19 protein-coding genes are annotated in these 20,108 nt (G+C 66.3%); 13 read left to right on the plus strand and 6 right to left on the minus strand.

From position 1 onward, the window contains the following. Nucleotides 1-1,518, plus strand: coding sequence for a tripartite tricarboxylate transporter permease (locus ACTDI4_RS07970; protein ID WP_442840638.1), 1,518 nt, complete (start codon nt 1-3; stop codon nt 1,516-1,518). Nucleotides 1,519-1,532: 14 nt separating this feature from the next. On the opposite strand, the gene ACTDI4_RS07975 is transcribed toward ACTDI4_RS07970, so the two are convergent. Beyond that, the gene (locus tag ACTDI4_RS07975; protein WP_442840639.1) at nt 1,533-1,697 is read right to left on the minus strand and encodes a hypothetical protein; all 165 of its coding nucleotides are present in this window, start codon (nt 1,695-1,697) and stop codon (nt 1,533-1,535) included. Nucleotides 1,698-1,963: 266 nt separating this feature from the next. Here ACTDI4_RS07975 and rimP point away from each other — a divergent pair, with 266 nt between their 5' ends. The 10 genes from rimP (at nt 1,964) to ACTDI4_RS08025 (ending at nt 14,180) form a co-directional block, all read left to right on the plus strand. After that, nucleotides 1,964-2,605: a ribosome maturation factor RimP gene (gene rimP, locus ACTDI4_RS07980; protein ID WP_442840640.1), complete on the plus strand. Its 642-nt coding sequence runs from the start codon at nt 1,964-1,966 to the stop codon at nt 2,603-2,605. Between the two features lie 45 nt (nt 2,606-2,650). Next, nucleotides 2,651-4,276 carry a transcription termination factor NusA gene (nusA, locus tag ACTDI4_RS07985; RefSeq protein ID WP_442840641.1) on the plus strand — a complete coding sequence of 542 codons (1,626 nt, stop codon included), beginning with the start codon at nt 2,651-2,653 and terminating at the stop codon, nt 4,274-4,276. Between the two features lie 29 nt (nt 4,277-4,305). Then, complete coding sequence (locus ACTDI4_RS07990) at nt 4,306-4,956, plus strand: RNA-binding protein (protein WP_442840642.1); 651 nt, start codon at nt 4,306-4,308, stop codon at nt 4,954-4,956. After that, the gene (infB, locus tag ACTDI4_RS07995; RefSeq protein WP_442840643.1) at nt 4,953-7,544 is read left to right on the plus strand and encodes a translation initiation factor IF-2; all 2,592 of its coding nucleotides are present in this window, start codon (nt 4,953-4,955) and stop codon (nt 7,542-7,544) included. Before ACTDI4_RS07990 ends, infB begins: the two co-directional genes overlap by 4 nt. 111 nt (nt 7,545-7,655) lie before the next feature. After that, entirely contained in the window at nt 7,656-8,075 is a 420-nt protein-coding gene (gene rbfA / locus ACTDI4_RS08000; protein ID WP_442840644.1) for a 30S ribosome-binding factor RbfA, read from the plus strand. Further along, nucleotides 8,075-9,034: a tRNA pseudouridine(55) synthase TruB gene (gene truB / locus ACTDI4_RS08005; RefSeq protein ID WP_442840645.1), complete on the plus strand. Its 960-nt coding sequence runs from the start codon at nt 8,075-8,077 to the stop codon at nt 9,032-9,034. Before rbfA ends, truB begins: the two co-directional genes overlap by 1 nt. A gap of 15 nt (nt 9,035-9,049) precedes the next feature. Beyond that, entirely contained in the window at nt 9,050-10,144 is a 1,095-nt protein-coding gene (gene corA, locus ACTDI4_RS08010; protein ID WP_442840646.1) for a magnesium/cobalt transporter CorA, read from the plus strand. An 88-nt stretch (nt 10,145-10,232) separates the two neighbouring features. Further along, nucleotides 10,233-10,607, plus strand: a complete 375-nt coding sequence (gene rpsO, locus ACTDI4_RS08015; RefSeq protein ID WP_442840647.1) for a 30S ribosomal protein S15 — start codon at nt 10,233-10,235, stop codon at nt 10,605-10,607. 278 nt (nt 10,608-10,885) lie between these two features. Then, complete coding sequence (pnp, locus tag ACTDI4_RS08020) at nt 10,886-13,033, plus strand: polyribonucleotide nucleotidyltransferase (protein ID WP_442840648.1); 2,148 nt, start codon at nt 10,886-10,888, stop codon at nt 13,031-13,033. 133 nt (nt 13,034-13,166) lie between these two features. Further along, nucleotides 13,167-14,180, plus strand: a complete 1,014-nt coding sequence (locus tag ACTDI4_RS08025; RefSeq protein WP_442840649.1) for a class I SAM-dependent methyltransferase — start codon at nt 13,167-13,169, stop codon at nt 14,178-14,180. A 23-nt stretch (nt 14,181-14,203) separates the two neighbouring features. Here ACTDI4_RS08025 and ACTDI4_RS08030 read toward each other — a convergent pair whose 3' ends face one another. From ACTDI4_RS08030 to fabA, 4 genes are all read right to left on the minus strand, one after another. Beyond that, nucleotides 14,204-15,754, minus strand: coding sequence for a putative bifunctional diguanylate cyclase/phosphodiesterase (locus ACTDI4_RS08030; RefSeq protein ID WP_442840650.1), 1,551 nt, complete (start codon nt 15,752-15,754; stop codon nt 14,204-14,206). 117 nt (nt 15,755-15,871) lie between these two features. Next, nucleotides 15,872-16,684 carry an enoyl-ACP reductase FabI gene (gene fabI / locus ACTDI4_RS08035; RefSeq protein ID WP_442840651.1) on the minus strand — a complete coding sequence of 271 codons (813 nt, stop codon included), beginning with the start codon at nt 16,682-16,684 and terminating at the stop codon, nt 15,872-15,874. Between the two features lie 13 nt (nt 16,685-16,697). Then, nucleotides 16,698-17,918, minus strand: coding sequence for a beta-ketoacyl-ACP synthase I (fabB, locus tag ACTDI4_RS08040; protein WP_442840652.1), 1,221 nt, complete (start codon nt 17,916-17,918; stop codon nt 16,698-16,700). A gap of 31 nt (nt 17,919-17,949) precedes the next feature. Continuing rightward, a complete protein-coding gene (gene fabA / locus ACTDI4_RS08045; RefSeq protein ID WP_442840653.1) occupies nt 17,950-18,465 on the minus strand; it encodes a 3-hydroxyacyl-[acyl-carrier-protein] dehydratase FabA in 516 nt (171 codons plus the stop codon). A 250-nt stretch (nt 18,466-18,715) separates the two neighbouring features. Between fabA and irrA the strand changes: the two genes are divergently transcribed. Next, complete coding sequence (irrA, locus tag ACTDI4_RS08050; RefSeq protein WP_442840654.1) at nt 18,716-19,147, plus strand: iron response transcriptional regulator IrrA; 432 nt, start codon at nt 18,716-18,718, stop codon at nt 19,145-19,147. A 32-nt stretch (nt 19,148-19,179) separates the two neighbouring features. After that, nucleotides 19,180-19,551: a DUF4260 domain-containing protein gene (locus ACTDI4_RS08055; protein WP_442843297.1), complete on the plus strand. Its 372-nt coding sequence runs from the start codon at nt 19,180-19,182 to the stop codon at nt 19,549-19,551. On the opposite strand, the gene ACTDI4_RS08060 is transcribed toward ACTDI4_RS08055, so the two are convergent. Further along, a complete protein-coding gene (locus tag ACTDI4_RS08060; protein ID WP_442840655.1) occupies nt 19,541-20,089 on the minus strand; it encodes an SH3 domain-containing protein in 549 nt (182 codons plus the stop codon). The genes ACTDI4_RS08055 and ACTDI4_RS08060 overlap by 11 nt on opposite strands. Nucleotides 20,090-20,108 lie beyond the last annotated feature (19 nt).

The following is a 20,108-nucleotide window of genomic DNA, read 5'->3' on the forward strand; positions in this document are numbered from 1 at the left end:
ATGGAAACATTCGCCCTTCTGGCACACGGTTTCCTTGTCGCGCTGGAGCCGGCCAATCTGATCTATGCGCTGATCGGCGTCACGCTCGGCACCGCGGTCGGCGTGCTGCCCGGCATCGGCCCGGCGCTGACCGTGGCGCTGCTGCTGCCGGTCACCTACAAGCTCGATCCCGCCGGCTCCCTCATCATGTTCGCCGGCATCTACTATGGCGGCATGTATGGCGGGTCCACCACCTCCATCCTGCTCAACACGCCGGGGGAAAGCGCTTCCATCGTCACCGCGCTGGAAGGCAACAAGATGGCGCGCAAGGGCAGGGGCGGCCCGGCGCTGGCGACCTCGGCGATCGGCTCCTTCGTCGCCGGCCTGATCGCCACGATGGGACTGGCGCTGATCGCCCCCTGGATCGTGAAATTCGCGCTCTCCTTCGGGCCGGCCGAATATTTCGCGCTGATGGTGCTGGCCTTCATGACCGTTTCGGCGGCCTTCGGCGATTCGACGCTGCGCGGCCTGACCGCGCTGTTCATCGGGCTGGCGCTGGGCCTGATCGGCATCGACCTGCAGACCGGCCAGGCACGGCTCGTGTTCGGCATTCCCGACCTGCTCGACGGCATCGAGGTGACCACGCTGGCGGTGGCCCTGTTCGCCATCGGCGAGACGCTGAACGTGGCCGCTTCCCGAAGCGGCGGCGGGGAACGCATCGAGCCGGTCAGGGGCTCGGTGTGGATGAACAGGGAAGACTGGGCCCGTTCGTGGAAGCCGTGGCTGCGCGGCACGGCGATCGGCTTCCCCATCGGCGCCATGCCTGCCGGCGGGGCCGAGATCGGCACCTTCCTGTCCTATTCGGTGGAAAGGCAGCTTGCCTCCAAGCCGGAGGAGTTTGGCCACGGCGCCATCGAGGGCGTGGCGGGGCCGGAGGCCGCCAACAACGCCTCGGCCGCCGGCACGCTGGTGCCTCTGCTGACCCTCGGCCTGCCGACCACGGCGACCGCGGCCATCATGCTGGCCGGCTTCCAGCAGTTCGGCCTGCAGCCGGGGCCGCTGTTGTTCACCAACAATTCCTCGCTCGTCTGGGGCCTGATCGCTAGCCTGCTGGTGGCCAATTTCATGCTGCTGGTGCTCAACCTGCCGCTGATCGGCCTTTGGGTACGGCTGCTTTCCATTCCGCAGCCATGGCTCTATGCCGGCATCCTGGTCTTCGCCACGCTCGGCACCATCGGCGCCAACCCATCGGTGTTCGAACTGGGCATGCTGCTGGCCTTCGGCGTGCTGGGCTACCTGTTGCGGCTGTTCGGCTACCCGATCGCGCCGGTGGTGGTGGGCCTGATTCTCGGGCCGCTCGCAGAGCAGCAATTGCGCCGCGCGCTCGCCATCAGCCAGGGCGACCCGACGGTGCTGGTGAATTCGCCGATTTGCATCGTGCTGCTGCTGCTTGCGGCAGCCGCCGTGATCGTGCCCCTGGTGCTGCGGGCACGCGGCCGCGGCAAGGTGTTGGCGCAACTCGCCGCCGACGAGGACTGACGGGCGCCGCCGGCTCAGAACCGGCGGATGCGGCCGAAGGCTTCAGGGTCGATGCCGAGCCTGGTCAGCGCGCCGGCAGGCGGCTGGCGGCGCGCATCCACTGCGGCGGAGACTGCGGCCGCATCGGCAAAAAGTTGAAACGCCCTGTAAAGCCGGGAAGACTGGTCGCGGCTGGACATGGTATACCTCTCCGTATGTTGCGCTGCACCATAGATAAGGATCCCGCCGTCCCGCTGCCAGCGGGGTGGGGGCAGGGCAGCCATGCGGCGGGCGCAGGTCGCCGATTGCCAATCGTGAAGCCGGATCGCGGCGCGGCACTTGAAAACCATGGGCCACTGGTTTATGTAGCTTGCAAATTCTTGGTCGGCATGACGAAGAGTGGGTCCATCCGGTCCCGCTCTTTTTTGTTTCCAGCCGGCCGCAGACGGCGAGCGACGGTAAGCGCATGACGACGAGCTTGGGCGGGACGGACGGCGACGATCGCATCATCCGCGAGAGCGGCATCGATGCGCGCATCGCCATGATCGTGCAGCCCGTGCTCAAGGGCATGGGTTTCCGGCTGGTGCGCGTGCGGCTGTCCGGGCAGAACGGGCTGACGCTGCAGATCATGGCCGAGCGCGAGGACGGCACCATGACCGTCGAGGATTGCGAGGAGGTCAGCCGCGCGATCTCGCCGGCGCTGGATGTCGACGATCCGATCGAGAAGGCCTATCATCTGGAAGTGTCGTCTCCCGGCATCGACCGGCCGCTGGTGCGCAGGTCGGACTTCTCCGACTGGGTCGGGCATCTGGTGAAGATGGAGACCAGCACGCTGGTGGCCGAGCGCAAGCGCTTCAAGGGCCGGATCGCCGAGGCCGACGCCGATGGCGTGCTGATCCAGCGCGACCAGGCCGCCTATGGCGAGGAGCCGACGGTGCGGGTGCCTTACGACGCCATCGCCGAGGCGCGGCTGATCCTCACCGACGATCTCATCCGCGACGCGCTGTCGAAGGACAACAGGGCTCGCAAGGAAGCGAAGAAGCGTCGCGCCGAAGATGACGGCGTGGAAGCCGAAGACGAAGCAGACGAAAACGAAGCTGAAGATTGATCGGACGATTGCCGCGAGGCGGCGGTTCCGTTCAGGGAGACTAAAATGGTTGTAAGCGCCAACAGGCTCGAACTCTTGCAGATCGCCGATGCGGTCGCGCGCGAGAAGTCGATCGACAAGTCGATCGTCATCGCCGCCATGGCCGACGCCATCCAGAAGGCGGCGCGCTCGCGCTACGGCCAGGAGACCAACATCCGCGCCGACATCAACCCGAACACCGGCGAGATGAAGCTGCAGCGGCTGATGGAGGTGGTCGAGACCGTCGAGGACTATGCCACGCAGATCGCGCTGTCCTCCGCCCGCGAGCGCAATCCCGACGCGCAGGTCGGCGACTTCATCGCCGAGCAGCTTCCGCCGATGGATTTCGGCCGGATCGCAGCCCAGTCCGCCAAGCAGGTCATCGTTCAGAAAGTGCGCGAGGCCGAGCGCGACCGCCAGTTTGACGAATACAAGGACCGCATCGGCGAGATCGTCAACGGCACGGTCAAGCGTGTCGAATACGGCAACGTCATCGTCAACCTCGGCCGCGGCGAGGCCATCATCCGCCGCGACGAGCTGATCCCGCGCGAGAACTACAAGTATGGCGACCGCGTGCGCGCCTATGTCTACGACGTGCGCCGCGAGCAGCGCGGCCCGCAGATCTTCCTGTCGCGCACCCATCCGCAGTTCATGGCCAAGCTGTTCACGATGGAGGTGCCGGAAATCTACGACGGCATCATCGAGATCAAGTCGGTGGCCCGCGACCCGGGCTCGCGCGCCAAGATCGCCGTGATCTCGCGCGACTCCTCCATCGACCCCGTGGGCGCCTGCGTGGGCATGCGCGGTTCGCGCGTGCAGGCCGTGGTGGGCGAGTTGCAGGGCGAGAAGATCGACATCATCCCGTGGTCGCCCTCGGCCGCCTCCTTCATCGTCAATGCCTTGCAGCCGGCCGAAGTCGCCAAGGTGGTCCTGGACGAAGATGCCGAGCGCATCGAGGTGGTGGTGCCTGACGACCAGCTTTCGCTGGCCATCGGTCGCCGCGGCCAGAACGTGCGCCTGGCCTCGCAGCTCACCGGCTGGGATATCGACATCCTGACCGAGCAGGAGGAGAGCGAGCGCCGCCACAAGGAGTTCGTTGAGCGCTCCAACCTGTTCATGGAAGCGCTGGACGTGGACGAGATGGTCGGCCAGGTGCTGGCCTCCGAAGGTTTCACCAGCGTCGAGGAAGTGGCCTATGTCGAGCCCGGCGAGATTTCGTCGATCGACGGCTTCGACGAGGACACCGCCGAGGAGATCCAGACCCGCGCCCGCGAATATCTGGAGAAGATCGAGGCCGAGCACGACGCCAAGCGCAGGGAACTCGGCGTTCAGGACGAGCTGCGCGAGATTCCCGGCGTCACCACCGCCATGATGGTGGCGCTGGGCCAGGATGGCGTGAAGACGGTCGAGGACTTCGCCGGCTACGCGGTGGACGACCTGGTCGGCTGGAAGGAGCGCAAGGACGGCGAGACCAAGGTGTTTCCCGGCGTGTTGGCCGAGCATGGCGTCTCGCGCGCCGAAGCCGAACAGATGGTGCTGGCCGCCCGCGTCAGGGCCGGCTGGATCTCCGAGGAGGAAGCCGACGCCGAAGCGGAAGCCGACGAAGCCGCGCATGCCGAAGCCGGGCATGCTGAAGCCGCCGTCGGTGAGTGACGTGAGCCCCGCCGGAGCCATCGCCCGTCATGAACGATCGGACCTGCATCGTCACGAGAGAGACTGCCGAACCGGATGATCTGATCCGTTTCGTCGTCGGCCCCGATTCGGCCGTCGTTCCGGACCTCAAGCGAAACCTGCCGGGCCGCGGTTGCTGGGTGACCTCCCAGCGCCTATATGTGGACAAGGCCGCCGCCAAGGGGCACTTTGCGCGTGCCTTCAAGCGGCAGGTGGCCGTGCCTCCCGATCTCGGTGCCATGGTCGATGCCCTGCTGGCCAGAGCGGCCCTCGGGTCGCTCGGCCTGGGGCGCAAGGCCGGCATGGTGGCCATGGGCGCGGCCAAGGTCGAGGCCGCCGTGCGCTCGGGCAAGGCCATCCTGGTGCTGCATGCCTTCGAGGGTGCCGAGGACGGGGTGCGCAAGATAACCCAGGCGCGCCGGGCCACGGTGCATCTGGGAGGGCCCGCCATTCCCGCCTACAAACTTTTTGCCGAAGCTGAATTGGGTTTGGCATTGGGGGGCACAAATGTGATACATGCTGCCGTTCTCGCGGGTGACGCGGGCAAGGCGGTCCTGAGGCGCATGGTTGCGCTCGACCGATACCGGGGCGGTTCCCCGGACGATCTGGCAATGCTTGCGGCCGTTGCCGGCGCAGACGACGCCGCAGAGGATGTGGAATGAGCGATACGAAATCGGGTGACGACAAGACTTTGAGCGTGACGCCGAAGAAGACACTGACGCTGAAGCGCCCCGGTGTGGAGCAGAGCACCGTGCGCCAGAACTTCTCGCATGGCCGCACGAAGTCGGTCGTGGTCGAGACAAAGCGCAAGTTCGTCAAGCCCGGCGAGCGGCCGGAGCCCACGGCTCAAACCGTCTTCACGCCCCGTCCGGCTGCGCCCGCCGCTGCCGCGCCGGCGCCGGCCCCGGCCGCGCGCCCGGAGCCGCGCCGTCCTGCCCCGCCTCCCGCGCCCGAACGCGGCGGCATGGTGCTGAACGAATTGTCGCGCGGAGAGATGGAAGCCCGGCGCCGCGCCCTCGAAGGGTCGCAGGCCCGCGAGGCCGAGGACCGGCAGCGCGCCGCGGAAGAAACCAGGCGCCGCGCCGAGGAAGAGGAGCGCCGCAAGCGCGAGCGCGAGGAATCCGCGCGCCGTCAGGCCGAGGAGGAAGCCCGCATCCAGGCCGAGGCCGAGTCGCGTCGCCGCGCCGAGGAGGAAGCCCGCCGCCGCGCGCCGCAGGCAGCCGAGCAGGTCGCCGACGAGGATGACGCGCAGTCCAAGCCGCGTCCGGGTCGTGCCGCCGCCACGCCGGTGCCGCCGCGCCGCATCGTGACGCCGGAAGTTGCCCGTCCCGCCAAGGGCAAGGGCGACGACGACCGCCGTCGCGGCAAGCTGACGCTGAACAGCGCTCTGTCCTCCGAGGACGGCGACGCCCGGGCGCGCTCGCTGTCGGCCATGCGCCGCCGCCAGGAGAAGTTCAAGCGCGCCATGCATCAGGAGCCGCGCGAGAAGGTGGTGCGCGAGGTCACGATTCCCGAGACGATCACCATCCAGGAACTGGCGCAACGCATGTCCGAGCGCGCCGTCGACGTGGTGAAGTTCTTCATGAAGCAGGGCCAGATCATGAAGCCGGGCGACGTCATCGACGCCGACACGGCCGAATTGGTGGCCACCGAGTTCGGCCACACCGTCAAGCGGGTCGCCGAATCCGACATCGAGGAAGGGCTGTTCGACATCGCCGATAATGCTGAAGACCTGGTGACGCGCCCGCCGGTGGTCACCATCATGGGCCATGTCGACCACGGCAAGACCTCGCTGCTCGACGCCATCCGTCACGCCAATGTGCAGTCCGGCGAGGCCGGCGGCATCACCCAGCATATCGGCGCCTATCAGGTGGAGCAGAACGGCCAGAAGATCACCTTCATCGACACGCCCGGTCACGCCGCCTTCACCGCCATGCGTGCCCGCGGCGCCCAGGCCACCGACATCGCCGTGCTCGTGGTGGCTGCCGACGACAGCGTGATGCCGCAGACCATCGAGTCCATCAGCCACGCCAAGGCGGCCGGCGTGCCGATCATCGTTGCCATCAACAAGGTCGACAAGCCGAGCGCCGATCCGCAGAAGGTGCGCACGCAGCTTCTGCAGCACGAGGTGTTCGTGGAATCGATGGGCGGCGAGGTGCTCGACGTCGAGGTGTCGGCCAAGACCGGCCAGGGCATCGACAAGCTGCTGGAGGCGATCCTGCTGCAGGCCGAAATCCTCGACCTCAAGGCCAATCCGGACCGCACGGCCGAAGGCGTCGTCATCGAGGCGCAACTGGACAAGGGCCGCGGCCCGGTCGCCACCGTCCTGGTGCAGACCGGCACGCTGCTGCCCGGGGAAATCCTGGTGGCCGGCAGCGAATGGGGCCGTGTGCGCGCGCTGGTCAACGACCGCGGCGAGCAGGTGCCGGAAGCCGGCCCGGCGATGCCGGTCGAGATCCTGGGCATGCAGGGCACGCCGCGGGCAGGCGATCGCTTCGCCGTCGTCAACAACGAGGCCCGGGCCCGCGAGATCACCGAGTACCGCCAGCGCAAGGCGCGCGACAAGGCTGCCGCCAAGCATGCCGGCCAGCGCGGCTCGCTGGAACAGATGATGTCGCAGTTGCAGAACACCGGGCTCAAGGAGTTCCCGCTGGTCATCAAGGGCGACGTGTCGGGCTCGATCGAGGCGATCAACGTCGCGCTCGGGGAACTCGGCAACGACGAGGTGCGCGCGCGCATCGTCCATTCGGGCGCCGGCGGCATCACCGAAACCGACGTATCGCTGGCCGAGACCTCGGGCGCCGTCATCATCGGCTTCAACGTGCGTGCCAACGCCCAGGCGCGCCATGCGGCGGAGCAGGCGGGCATCGAGATCCGTTACTACAACGTGATCTACAGCCTGATCGACGACATCAAGGACGCTATGTCGGGCATGCTGTCGCCGGAACGCCGCGAGACCTTCCTGGGCAATGCCGAGATCCTGGAGGTGTTCCACATCACCAAGGTCGGCAAGGTCGCGGGCTGCCGCGTCACCGAGGGCAGGGTGGAGCGCGGTGCGGGCGTGCGCCTGATCCGCGACAACGTCGTCATCCACGAAGGCACGCTCAAGACCCTGAAGCGCTTCAAGGACGAGGTTCCGGAAGTTCCCGTCGGGCAGGAATGCGGCATGGCCTTCCAGAACTACGAGAACATCCAGGTGGGCGATGTCATCGAGTGCTTCCGCGTCGAGATGGTGACGCGCACGCTGTAGGGCCCGCCCGCCTGACCCATAACTGCGGGGCGACCGGCCGGTCGTCCCGGTAAGCCGTGGAACATGCGGTGCGGTTCGAACCCGCGCCGCACGATTTCAGGATCGAGAAACATGTCCCGTTCCCCGAATTCCGGACCTTCCCAGCGCATGCTGCGCGTCGGCGAGCAGGTTCGCCATGCGCTCTCGAGCGTGCTCCAGCGCGGCGAGGTGCGCGACGACCTCATCGAGACCACGGTGATCTCCGTGTCGGAGGTGCGCATGTCGCCGGACCTCAAGATCGCCACGGCCTTCGTCGCCCCGCTTGGCGCGAAGGACGATGCGGCGGTGGTGGCAGCGCTCAACCGTCATGCCCGCTTCATCCGCGGACGCATGTCGCCGGCGCTGAGCCAGATGAAATACATGCCGGAATTCCGCTTCCGGCTGGACACCAGCTACGACAATTTCCAGAAGATCAACGAATTGCTGCATTCGCCCGAAGTCGCGCGCGACCTTGGCCATGATGACGGCACAGAGGACGAGGACAGCAGATAGTGGCGCGCCGCGGCAAGAAGAAAGGCCGGCCGATTTCCGGCTGGCTCATCCTGGACAAGCCGGTCGGCATGGGATCGACCGACGCAGTCTCCAAGATCAAATGGCTGTTCCAGGCCGAGAAGGCCGGCCATGCCGGCACTCTGGACCCGCTCGCGTCGGGCATGCTGCCCATCGCCCTGGGCGAGGCCACCAAGACGGTGCCCTACGTGCAGGACGGTGCCAAGGTCTACCGCTTCACGGTGGCCTGGGGCGAGGAGCGCTCGACCGACGACCTGGAAGGCCCGGTGACGAAGAGTTCCGACAAGCGCCCCTCCGAGGAGGAGGTGCGCGCGCTGCTGCCGAAATATACCGGCGTCATCATGCAGACGCCGCCGCAGTTCTCGGCCATCAAGATTGCCGGCGAGAGGGCCTACGACCTTGCTCGCGAAGGCGAGACGGTGGACATCCCTGCCCGCGAGGTCGAGATCGGCCGTCTCGACATCGTCTCGCACGATGCCGGCAAGACGGAATTCGAGATCGAGTGCGGCAAGGGCACCTATGTGCGCAGCATAGCCCGCGACATGGGCCGCGACCTCGAATGCTTCGGCCATGTCGCCAGCCTTCGGCGCACGGAGGTCGATCCGTTCACGGCCGAGGATTTCGTCAGGCTGGAGGACCTGGAGGCGGCGCTGCCGCCCAGGCCGGCCGACGACGAGGCGCCGACGATGCCGTTCGCCGAACGCTTCAAGGCGATCGATGCGTTCCTGGTCGATACCGGCGCCGCCCTCGAATGCCTGCCGCAGGTCGCCGTCAACGACGATGCCGCCACGCGCATCCGTCTCGGCAATCCGGTGGTCGTGCGTGGCCGCGACGCTCCGATAGAGGCGGAGGAAGCCTGCGTCACCGCGCGCGGCCGGCTGGTGGCCATTGGCGCGATCGAGCAGGGCATGTTCAAGCCCAAGCGCGTCTTCGGCGGCTGAGGCGGGCCGGGGCGCATGGCTAAAGGCGAGGGAACGGGCAAGCGCAGGCACGGCAGGGAGCGCCGCCCCCCGGTGGGCGCCTCGCCCGGCACGCTGGTCGCCGACCCTGGAGCCCAGGCGACGAAGCTGTCCCTCACGCTGATCGCGCCGGACAAATGCAAGGTCATCCGCAACGCCACGCTTGCCGACATCGTGGCCAACAGCGACCGCTGGTCGGTCATGTGGCTGGACTGCGTGGGGTTGGCGGATATCACGCTGATCGAGGAAATCGGGAAGATCTTCGGTCTGCATCCGCTGGCGATCGAGGACGTCGTCAATGCCGGCCAGCGGCCGAAGGTCGATTTCTTCGACGACCATGCCTTCGTCGTGCTGCGCATGATCGACGATGCCGCCTCGCGCCGCTACGAACAGATATCCATCTTCTTCGGCGAGAAATTCGTCATCACCTTCCAGGAGCGCGAAGGCGATCCGTTCGATCCGGTGCGCCGCCGCGTGCAGACGACGGACCAGAGCCGGCTGCGGGCGCGTGCCGGCGACTATCTGGCCTATGCGCTCATCGATGCCGTGGTGGACAGCTACTTCGCGCCGATCGAAGGCCTGAGCGACATGGTGGAGGCGATCGAGGAGGAGATGCTGCGGGTGCCGCTGCAGGAGCAGATGCAGAAGCTTCACCGGCTGCGCCGCGAGATCCTCGTGCTGAAGGGAGTGCTGTGGCCGCTGCGCGACGCGCTGGCGGCGCTGGTGCGCAACGACGAGCCCTTCGTGAAGGCGGAGACGAAGGTGTTCCTCAACGACACCCTCGATCATGCCTATCGCCTGATCGAACTGGTGGAGACCCAGCGCGACACGCTGACCGGGCTGATGGAGATGCATCTTTCGCTCAGCCAGGCGCGCACCAACGACATCATCTCCCTGCTGACCATCGTTTCCACCATCTTCATTCCGCTGACCTTCCTGGTGGGTGTCTGGGGCATGAATTTCGACCCCGACGTCTCGCCCTGGAACATGCCCGAACTGCGCAGCTATTACGGCTACCCGTCGGCTCTGGCCTTCATGCTCGTGGTGGCGCTCGGCCTGTTCGGCTATTTCAAATGGAAGAAGTGGCTGTAGCGCCTTTGCGCTCCCTTTGCCTGCACCAAAGGGCCGGCAAAAGCCGGCTTGCGGAATCGGGCTGGCTTTTTGCGGGAAATTCCCGTATATGCGCCGCAACATCGCGCCGAGACGCGCGGTGGTCATCGGCCTCCGCTGGACGACATCCCGGCCGTGGGCGTCCCGTTTCCTCAAACGAAAAAGGAAAAACACGATGTCGATCACTGCCGAACGCAAGAAGGAATTGATGGTCGAGTTTGCCACCGTCGCGGGCGACACTGGGTCGCCGGAGGTGCAGGTCGCCATCCTTTCGGAGCGCATCAAGAACCTGACCGAGCACTTCAAGGACCACAAGAAGGACAACCATTCCCGTCGTGGCCTGCTCGCTCTCGTCTCCCAGCGCCGCAGCCTGCTTGACTATCTCAAGCGCAAGGACGACGCGCGCTATCAGACGCTGATCGAAAAGCTCGGTCTGCGCCGCTGACGAAATCGACCGGCGGGCTCTCGATGAGGGTCCGCCGGTCGCGCATTGGTCGGCCAGAAGATCGGCCGATCGGTTTCCGGCAGCAAGGGGGCTGCTCGAAACCGCCCATGGACGGTCATGGGGCAGGATTGCAGGACGCTCGACATCGGCCGAAGCCGAATTGATTGGAGCCGAGTCTCCCGCTGTCTTGCCCGTGGCTGCCCGAAAAAAGGAAGCCGGGAAAGGGGAAGCGTCCGCATGGTCGTGGCGCGGCCCTTTCCGCATATGAAGGACAGGACATGTTCAACTATCACAAAGTCGAAATCGAGTGGGGCGGACGTCCGCTCATTCTGGAAACCGGCAAGATCGCGCGCCAGGCCGACGGCGCCGTGCTCGCCACCTACGGCGAGACCGTGGTGCTGGCCACAGTCGTCTCGGCCAAGGAACCGAAGCCGGGCTTCGATTTCTTCCCGTTGACCGTCAACTACCAGGAAAAGACCTATGCCGCCGGCAAGATCCCCGGTGGTTTCTTCAAGCGTGAGGGCCGTCCGAGCGAAAAGGAAACCTTGGTTTCGCGCCTGATCGACCGGCCGATCCGCCCGCTCTTCGCCGACGGCTACAAGAACGACACCCAGGTCGTCGTCACCGTCGTCCAGCACGACCTCGAAAACGATCCCGATATTCTGGCGATCGTCGCCACATCGGCGGCGCTGACGCTTTCCGGCGTGCCCTTCATGGGCCCGATCGGCGGCGCCCGCGTCGGCTACATCAACGGCGAATATGTGCTGAACCCGCATCTCGACGAAATGCCGGAATCCAAGCTCGACCTGGTCGTGGCCGGCACCGCCGAGGCCGTGCTGATGGTGGAATCGGAGGCCAAGGAACTCGACGAGGAACTGATGCTCGGCGCCGTCATGTTCGGCCACAAGCACTTCCAGCCGGTGATCGAAGCCATCATCAAGCTGGCCGAGGCCGCCGCCAAGGAGCCGCGCGACTTCACCCCGCCGAGCTTCGGCGAACTTGAAGGCGAGATGCTGAAGCTGGCGGAAGACGACCTGCGCGCCGCCTACAAGATCACCGACAAGCAGGCCCGCTATGCCGCCGTCAACGCGGCCAAGGCCAAGGTCAAGGCAGCGTTCACGCCCGAGGGCGAGGAAGCGCCGAAGTGGTCGGCCGAGCAGGTGGCCACCGTGTTCAAGGAACTCCAGGCCAAGATCGTGCGCTGGAACATCCTCGACACCGGATCCCGCATCGACGGCCGCGATCTGAAGACCGTGCGCCCGATCGTGGCGGAAGTCGGCCTGCTGCCGCGCACCCACGGCTCGGCGCTGTTCACCCGCGGCGAGACCCAGGCGATCGTCGTGGCCACGCTCGGCACCGGCGAGGACGAGCAGTTCGTGGACGAGCTGACCGGCACCCGCAAGGAGACCTTCCTGCTCCACTACAACTTCCCGCCCTATTCGGTGGGCGAGACCGGCCGTATGGGTTCGCCCGGCCGCCGCGAGATCGGCCACGGCAAGCTCGCCTGGCGCGCTCTGCACCCGATGCTGCCTTCCGCCGAGCAGTTCCCCTACACGCTGCGCGTTGTCTCGGAGATCACCGAGTCCAACGGTTCGTCCTCCATGGCCACCGTCTGCGGCACCTCGCTGGCGCTGATGGATGCCGGCGTGCCGCTGGCCAAGCCGGTGGCGGGCATCGCCATGGGCCTCATCAAGGAAGACGAGCGCTTCGCGGTGCTCTCCGACATCCTCGGTGACGAGGACCACCTCGGCGACATGGACTTCAAGGTGGCCGGCACCGCGGGCGGCATCACCTCGCTGCAGATGGACATCAAGATCGACGGCATCACCGAGGAGATCATGAAGGTGGCGCTGGGCCAGGCCAAGGACGGCCGGCTGCACATCCTCGGCGAGATGGCCAAGGCCATTTCCGAGAGCCGCGGCCAGCTCGGCGAGTTCGCCCCGCGCATCGAAGTCATGCACATCCCCACCGACAAGATTCGCGACGTCATCGGCTCGGGCGGCAAGGTCATCCGCGAGATCGTGGAAAAGACCGGCGCCAAGATCAACATCGAGGACGACGGCACGGTCAAGATCGCTTCCTCCAACGCCAAGGAGATCGAGGCGGCCAAGAAGTGGATCCACACCATCGTGGCCGAGCCTGAAGTGGGCGAGATCTACGAGGGCACGGTAGTCAAGACCGCCGACTTCGGCGCCTTCGTCAACTTCTTCGGCCCGCGCGACGGCCTCGTCCACATCTCGCAGCTCGCCAGCGATCGCGTCCAGAAGACCACCGACGTGGTCAAGGAAGGCGACAAGGTCTGGGTCAAGCTGATGGGCTTCGACGAGCGCGGCAAGGTGCGCCTGTCGATGAAGGTCGTCGACCAGGCCACCGGCAAGGAAATCGTCCGGGAGAAGAAGCCGGAAGGCGAGGAAACCGTCGCCTGATTTCTCTTCGGCTTCGCCGGAAGTAAAGTGGAACGGGCGCGCTGCGAGGCGCGCCCGTTTTGTTTGCGGGCCGTTCTTCTGCCGATGCGACAAAGCTGGCGCAGAACGACAATCGACCTGCTATCAGGCTTTCATGACGATCGACTCCCTCAAAACCCTGTTTCATCCCTTCGACGCCGGCATTCTGTCGGGGCCGCCGCGGGGGGCGCGCGCGCTGTTCCTCGGCGCCGAGCCCGGCTTCCGGCCGCCGGAGGGATTCGAGGCCGAACTGAGCCTCGTCCAGGGGGTTCGCCCGCACTGCCGCGCGCTCGAGGCCGCCGGCTTCACCGTCGCCCCGCGTCCGGAAGGGGAGGGCTATGACGCCGCGCTGGTGCTTGCCGGCCGCCATCGCGGCCAGAACGAGCTACGCATCGCCGAGGCCATGCGCCGCACCCGCGCCGGCGGTCTGGTGGTGGTGGGCGGCGGCAAGGACGACGGCATCGCCTCCCTGCGCAAGCGGCTCGACGCGCTGGTGAAGCTGGACGGCAGCAGCCCCAAATATCACGGCATCGCCTTGTGGTTCGCCAATCCGGACGATGCCGCCGCCGCTGAGACGCTGGAGGCGGCGAATCCGCCGCTGCTGGTCGAGGGCCGCTTTCACACGGCGGCGGGCATGTTCTCCTTCGACCGGGTCGATGCCGGCTCAAGGCTGCTGGTGGAAAACCTGCCTTCGGATCTGCGCGGCGAGATTGCGGATTTCTGTGCCGGCTGGGGTTTCGTCGCGGCGGAAGCCGCCGGGCGCTGCCCCGGCATCTCGCGGCTCGACCTCTACGAGGCCGATTTCGAGGCGGTGCAGGCGGCAAGGCTGAATGTCGGCCCGCCCGGTGTTGCGGCGGGCTTCTTCTGGCTCGACCTCGCCCGCGAGGAGGTGGCGCGCCGCTACGACGCCGTGCTGATGAACCCGCCCTTTCATCAGGGCCGTGCGGCCGAACCGGAGCTTGGCGCAGCGATGATCAGGGCAGCGGCAAAGGCGCTGAAGCCGGGCGGCAGGCTGTTCATGGTGGCCAATCGGCAGTTGCCCTACGAGCCGGTGCTGGCGGCCGCCTTCGCGCAGCACAGCGAGATCGTGCGCGACAAGGGCTTCAAGGTGCTTGTCGCGCGCCGCTGAGCCTGCCGGCGCCTTGTTGCCGGTCAGTGCAGGTTGGCGACGCGCTTCTCGTGGATTTCGGGCTGATGGAGCGCTTCGCCGTCCCGGATGCGGATCGGCGCCGGTTTGCCGAACAGGTAGCCTTGCACCACCTCGCAGCCGGCCGCCTTCAGCAGCGTGGCCTGGTTTTCGGTCTCCACGCCCTCGGCGATGGTGCTGACGCCGAGCGCGCGCGACAGGCCGACGATGGTCGACACCACCGCGCCCGTGTTCGAATCGGTGTCGATGCGGCTGACGAAGGAACGGTCGATCTTCAGCTTGTGGAACGGGAAGTCGATCAGGTAGCTGAGGTTGGAATAGCCGGTGCCGAAATCGTCGATGGCCACCAGTATGCCCATCTGCGAAAGCTCCTGCAGGATTGCGGCCGCGCGCTCGCGGTCCTGCGTCATGGCCGTCTCGGTCACCTCCAGCTCCAGCCGCTCGGGCCGCATGCCGGTGCTTTCCAGCACGGACTTGACCATGGCCACGAAATCCCGGGTCATGAACTGCACGGGCGAGATGTTGACGGCGACGAAGCAATCCTGCGGCAGGTGGCGGGCATCCTCGCAGGCCCTGCGCAGCACCCACTCGCCGATGGGGCAGATCATGCCGGTCTCCTCGGCGATCGGGATGAACTCCATCGGCGCGATCATGCCGCGCTCGGGATGCTTCCAGCGGATCAGCGCCTCGTAGCCCACGACCCTGCCGGAGGGCAGGTCGAGCTGCGGCTGGTAGTGGAGGTCGAAATCGCCGCGCTCGAAAGCCGAATGAAGCTCGGATTCGATCCATTGGCGGTAGTCGGCCACCTTTCCCATCTCCGGCTGGAAGGTGGCCCAGTTGCCGAGGCCGGCGGCGCGCGCATGCTGGAGCGCGAGATTGGAGCGGCGCATGATCTGCACCGGATCGATCCCGTCCTTCGGCATGGCCACGATGCCCACCGAAAGGCTGACGGACTGCTGATGGGTGGAGAGCACATAGGGCGCCGACATCTGCTCGATCAGCCGCTCGGCCAGTTCGTCCACGGGGCCGTCGAGCCGGTGGTCGGGGTAGAGCACGCCGAACTCGCCGGCGCCGAGGCGCCCGATCACGGCATCCTTCGGCAGGGCCGCCTTGAGCCGGGCGGCGAAGGCGCGGACCAATTCGTCGCCGTGGCTGTAGCCGATGGCGTCGTTGACCTGCTTGAAGCGGTCGATGCCGATGTCGATGAGGTAGACCGGCTTGCCCGTCTTGAGGGTGGCCGCCGCGGCGTCGGCGATGCGCCCCGTCATCGCCGCCCGGGTCAGCGCCCCGGTCAGCTTGTCGAAATTCGTTTCCTGGAACACATATTCGGCGGATTCGTCGACGCCGGCGAAGAAGGACATCGCCGCGCCCGCAGCCGCCAGCGCGCACAGCGCGGCCATGATGCCGCCCACCATTTCGGCCTGCAGGCCGGCGAGCCCGTCGCCGAAACCGAATTTGAGGCCCCAAATGCCGAGCAGAAAGCTGCCCATGCCGGAGGCGGCGATGGTCAGCAGGCGGAATAATGGCGTGCGACTAGGATTCTTCGCGGCAGGCATTCGCAGGTGTCCCCAAACTGCTCGTCCCGATCCTACACGGAATCCTCTTAAAATGGGTTCCGTGATCATTTTAAATTTTAGCGGACGCACATAAGGGGCGAAAGCCCGAAAAAGAGCCTACTCCCTGCCTCCGTCCATCTGCTTGAGTTCGTCCAGCGTGGGCATGGAGACGATGTGGTAGCCGGAATCGACGTAGTGGATCTCGCCGGTGACCCCCGACGACAGGTCCGACAGCAGATAGAGCGCCGACCCGCCGATCTCGTCTATGCCGACATTGCGGCGCAGCGGCGAATTGCGCTGCTGGTAGGAGAACATGTGCCGCGCGTCCGAGATGCCGGCGCCGGCCAGCGTGCGCACCGGGCCGGCCGAGATGCCGTTCACCCGGATGCCGCGCGGGCCGTAGTCGTTGGCCAGATAGCGCACGCTGGCTTCCAGCCCGGCCTTGGCCACGCCCATGACGTTGTAGTTGGGCATCACCCTGACGGAGCCGGCATAGGTCAGCGTCAGCATGGAGCCGCCGTCCTTCATCAGCGCGGCCGCATGGCGCGCCACCTCGGTGAAGGAATAGCAGGAGATGACCATGGTGCGGATGAAGTTCTCGCGGCTGGTGTCGGCGTAGAGGCCCTTCAGTTCGTTGCGGTCGGAAAAGCCGATGGCGTGGACGACGAAGTCCAGCCCGCCCCAGGCTTCCTTGAGCGCGTCGAACGTGGCGGCCACGGAGGCGCTGTCCTCCACGTCGCAAGGCAGCACCAGCGTGGCGTCGACCTGTTCGGCCAGCGGCTTGACCCGGCGGCCGAACGCCTCGCCCTGGTAGGTGAAGGCCATTTCGGCGCCTTGCTCGGCCAGCCGCCTGGCGATGCCCCAGGCGATGGAATGATCGTTGGCGACCCCCATGACGAGGCCGCGCTTGCCTTTCATCAAACCTTCCATGGGAAGACTATCCTCAGCCGTTGTAGCGCTGGAACACCAGCGTGGCATTGGTGCCGCCGAAGCCGAAGGAGTTCGACAGGACCGTGTCGATCCTGGCGTCGTCGATGCGCTTGCGCACGATCGGCATGCCTTCGAATTCCGGGTCGAGTTCGGTGATATGCGCGCTCTCGCCGATGAAGCGGCCCTGCATCATCAGGATCGAGTAGATCGATTCCTGCACGCCTGCCGCGCCCAGCGAATGGCCGGTCAGCGACTTGGTGGAGGTGACATGGGGCATTTTGTCGCCGAACACCTCGCGGATGGCCTGCATCTCCTTGATGTCGCCGATGGGCGTCGAGGTGCCGTGGGTGTTGATGTAGTCCACCGGCCCGGAAATGGTCGCCAGCGCCTGCTTCATGCAGCGCACCGCGCCTTCGCCCGAAGGGGCGACCATGTCGTAGCCGTCGGACGTGGCGCCGTAGCCCACGATTTCGGCGTAGATCTTCGCGCCGCGCGCCTTGGCGCGCTCCAGTTCCTCCAGCACCAGAACACCGGCGCCGCCGGCGATGACGAAGCCGTCGCGGGTCACGTCATAGGCGCGCGAGGCGGTGGCAGGCGTGTCGTTGTGCTTGGAGGTCATGGCGCCCATGGCGTCGAACAGGTCCGACATGGTCCAGTCCAGGTCTTCGTGGCCGCCGGCGAACATCACGTCCTGCTTGCCCCACTGGATCATCTCGGCCGCGTTGCCGATGCAGTGCGCGGAGGTGGAGCAGGCCGAGGAGATCGAATAGTTGACGCCGTGGATCTTGAACCAGGTCGCCAGCGTGGCCGACGCGGTGGACGACATCGCCTTCGGCACGGCAAACGGGCCGATGCGCTTGGGCGAGCCGTTCTTCAGCGTGATTTCGGCCGCCTCAACGATGGTGCGGGTGGAGGGGCCGCCCGAGCCCATGATGATGCCGGTGCGCTCGTTGGTGATGTCTGTCTCGGCAAGGCCGGAATCGGCGATGGCCTGCTCCATGGCGACATGGTTCCAGGCGCCGCCCTTGGACAGGAAGCGCATGGCGCGGCGATCGACCAGTTCCGTCGGGTCGAGCGTCGGCGCGCCCCAGACATGGCAGCGGAACCCGTGCCCGGCAAAGGATTCGGAGAAGCTGATGCCCGATTTCGCATCGTAAAGCGAGGCACGCACCTCGTCCGCATTGTTGCCGATGGACGACACGATGCCGAGGCCGGTCACGACGACTCGTCTCATGCTGCGCTCCTCGTTGGTTCGTCGCCGCGGCCTAGGCCGCAGGCTGCTTCGACAGGCCGACCTTCAGGTCGGTCGCGGCATATATGGGCTCGCCGTCGGCCTTGAGCCAGCCGTCGGCGATGCCGAGCACAAGGCGGCCGCGCATGACGCGCTTGAAGTCGACGCCGTATTCCACCTTCTTGACCGAAGGCGTGACCATGCCCTTGAACTTCACCTCGCCGGTCGACAGGGCCATGCCCTTGCCCTCCTCGCCCAACCAGCCCAGGAAGAAGCCCGTGAGCTGCCAGAGCGCGTCGAGGCCCAGGCAGCCGGGCATGATCGGGTTGCCGATGAAATGGCAGGGGAAGAACCACAGGTCCGGCTTGATGTCGAACTCGGCACGCACATAGCCCTTGTCGAACGCGCCGCCCGTTTCGCTGATTTCGGTGATGCGGTCGAACATCAGCATCGGCGGCGCCGGCAACTGGGCATTGCCCGGACCGAACAGCTCGCCGCGAGCGCAGGCGAGAAGTTCCTCGTAGCCGTAGCTGGATTTCGAACCCGCCATCAACATACCCCGTCTGTGGCCGGGCGGCAGGGCGCCCTTGTCACTGGTCCAATAGCACGGCCGGCTCGTCTCCATGAACCGGCTTCCAAGATAAGCGGAGGCTGTAACCTGCCCTTTTGCCTGGGTCAATGCGCGCTATTGATCGTATTTGCGCGACAGAATATATCTCTTTGAACGTTTGGCTCCGGTTCGCGCGCTGTTTCGGCCTTGCCGGAGACTTGCGTGCGGGCCAACGTGGCGTCGGGAAGACATGGATTCGAACTGCCGGAAGGACAGTATTGCATTGGACAAGCGGGTTCGGGACGCCGGTTTGCGGCCGACGCGCCAGCGCATCGCATTGGCCGAGCTGCTGTTTGCGAAGGGCGATCGACATCTCTCGGCCGAGGAACTGCATGAGGAGGCGCTGGCCGCCGGCGTGCCGATTTCGCTCGCCACCGTCTACAACGCGCTGCACCAGTTCACCGAGGCCGGCCTTTTGCGCATTCTGGCCGTGGAAGGCGCGCGCACCTATTTCGACACCAACACGTCCGATCACCACCATTTCTACATCGAGGGCGAGAACCGGATCTTCGACATCGAAGGCGGCCCGGTGATGGTCAACAACCTGCCGGAGCCTCCGGAGGGCATGGAGATCGCCAATGTCGACGTGGTGGTGAGGCTGCGCCCGAAGCGCCGCCTCTGACCGCAGGCGCGGCCTTAAAGCCGATGCAGCCGATGCAGCCGGTGGACGCCGCAATTCGCCTCGAATGGGTGGCGGTGGCCGTCGCAGCGGTCGTCCTTTATGCGCTAACCGGCATTTCCTGGTGGCTTTTCGCGCTGCTCATCCTTGCGCCCGACCTGTCGATGCTCTTCTATCTGGCCGGGCCGCGCGCCGGGGCGGTGGCCTACAACGCGTTCCACATCCTGGTCCTGCCGGTTCTGCTGGCGCTTGCCGGCATCTGGACCGGCCACGCGCTGGCGACGGCTGTTGCGATGGTCTGGGTGGCCCACATCGCCGTCGACCGGGCGCTCGGCTACGGGCTGAAGCGCGCGAGCGGCTTCCGCGACACCCATCTCGGCCGCATCGGCCGCGACGTCAATCCTTGATCTTTTCGCCCGGATAGGCGCCCCAGAGCTGCGACTGCGGCATCCAGCCGGTGCGCCCCCCGAGCGTCATCTGGCACCATTGCCCGTTGCAGGCCTTGATGGTGCCGATCACGCCGGGCTCCACGATGGCCACCACGCCGGCGTCGTCGGCCGGGTCGCCGAGCAGGTTGACGGTGGTTCCCTTGCCGCGTTGCCACGGCGCCACGATGGCCGTGCGCTTGCCCGAAAGCAGCGACTGGTTGATCCAGCCTTCCGCGCCATCGGCATCGCGCACGCGCCTCCAGGTGTCGTATTCCTGGATGATCTCCATCGGCAGACCGGCCTTGTTGTACATCCAGTCGACCGAATAGTTGACGCCGGGACCCACCCGCGAATTCACGCGGGCCGACTTCAGGCTGACGAAGCGCGGCAGCGGCAGCCCGCTCGGGCCCAGCGTCACCGCCGCCGCGCCCTGCGCCATGGCCCCTTGCGGGCAGAGCAGGGCGCCGCCTAACAGCGCAGCGCAGAATGCCGATCGAAGCGACGCGAAACCAGACACTTTCGTTCCTTGTTCCGGC

It is taken from the genome of Mesorhizobium sp. PUT5 (genome assembly GCF_052216645.1).
In the GTDB taxonomy this organism is placed as follows: domain Bacteria; phylum Pseudomonadota; class Alphaproteobacteria; order Rhizobiales; family Rhizobiaceae; genus Mesorhizobium.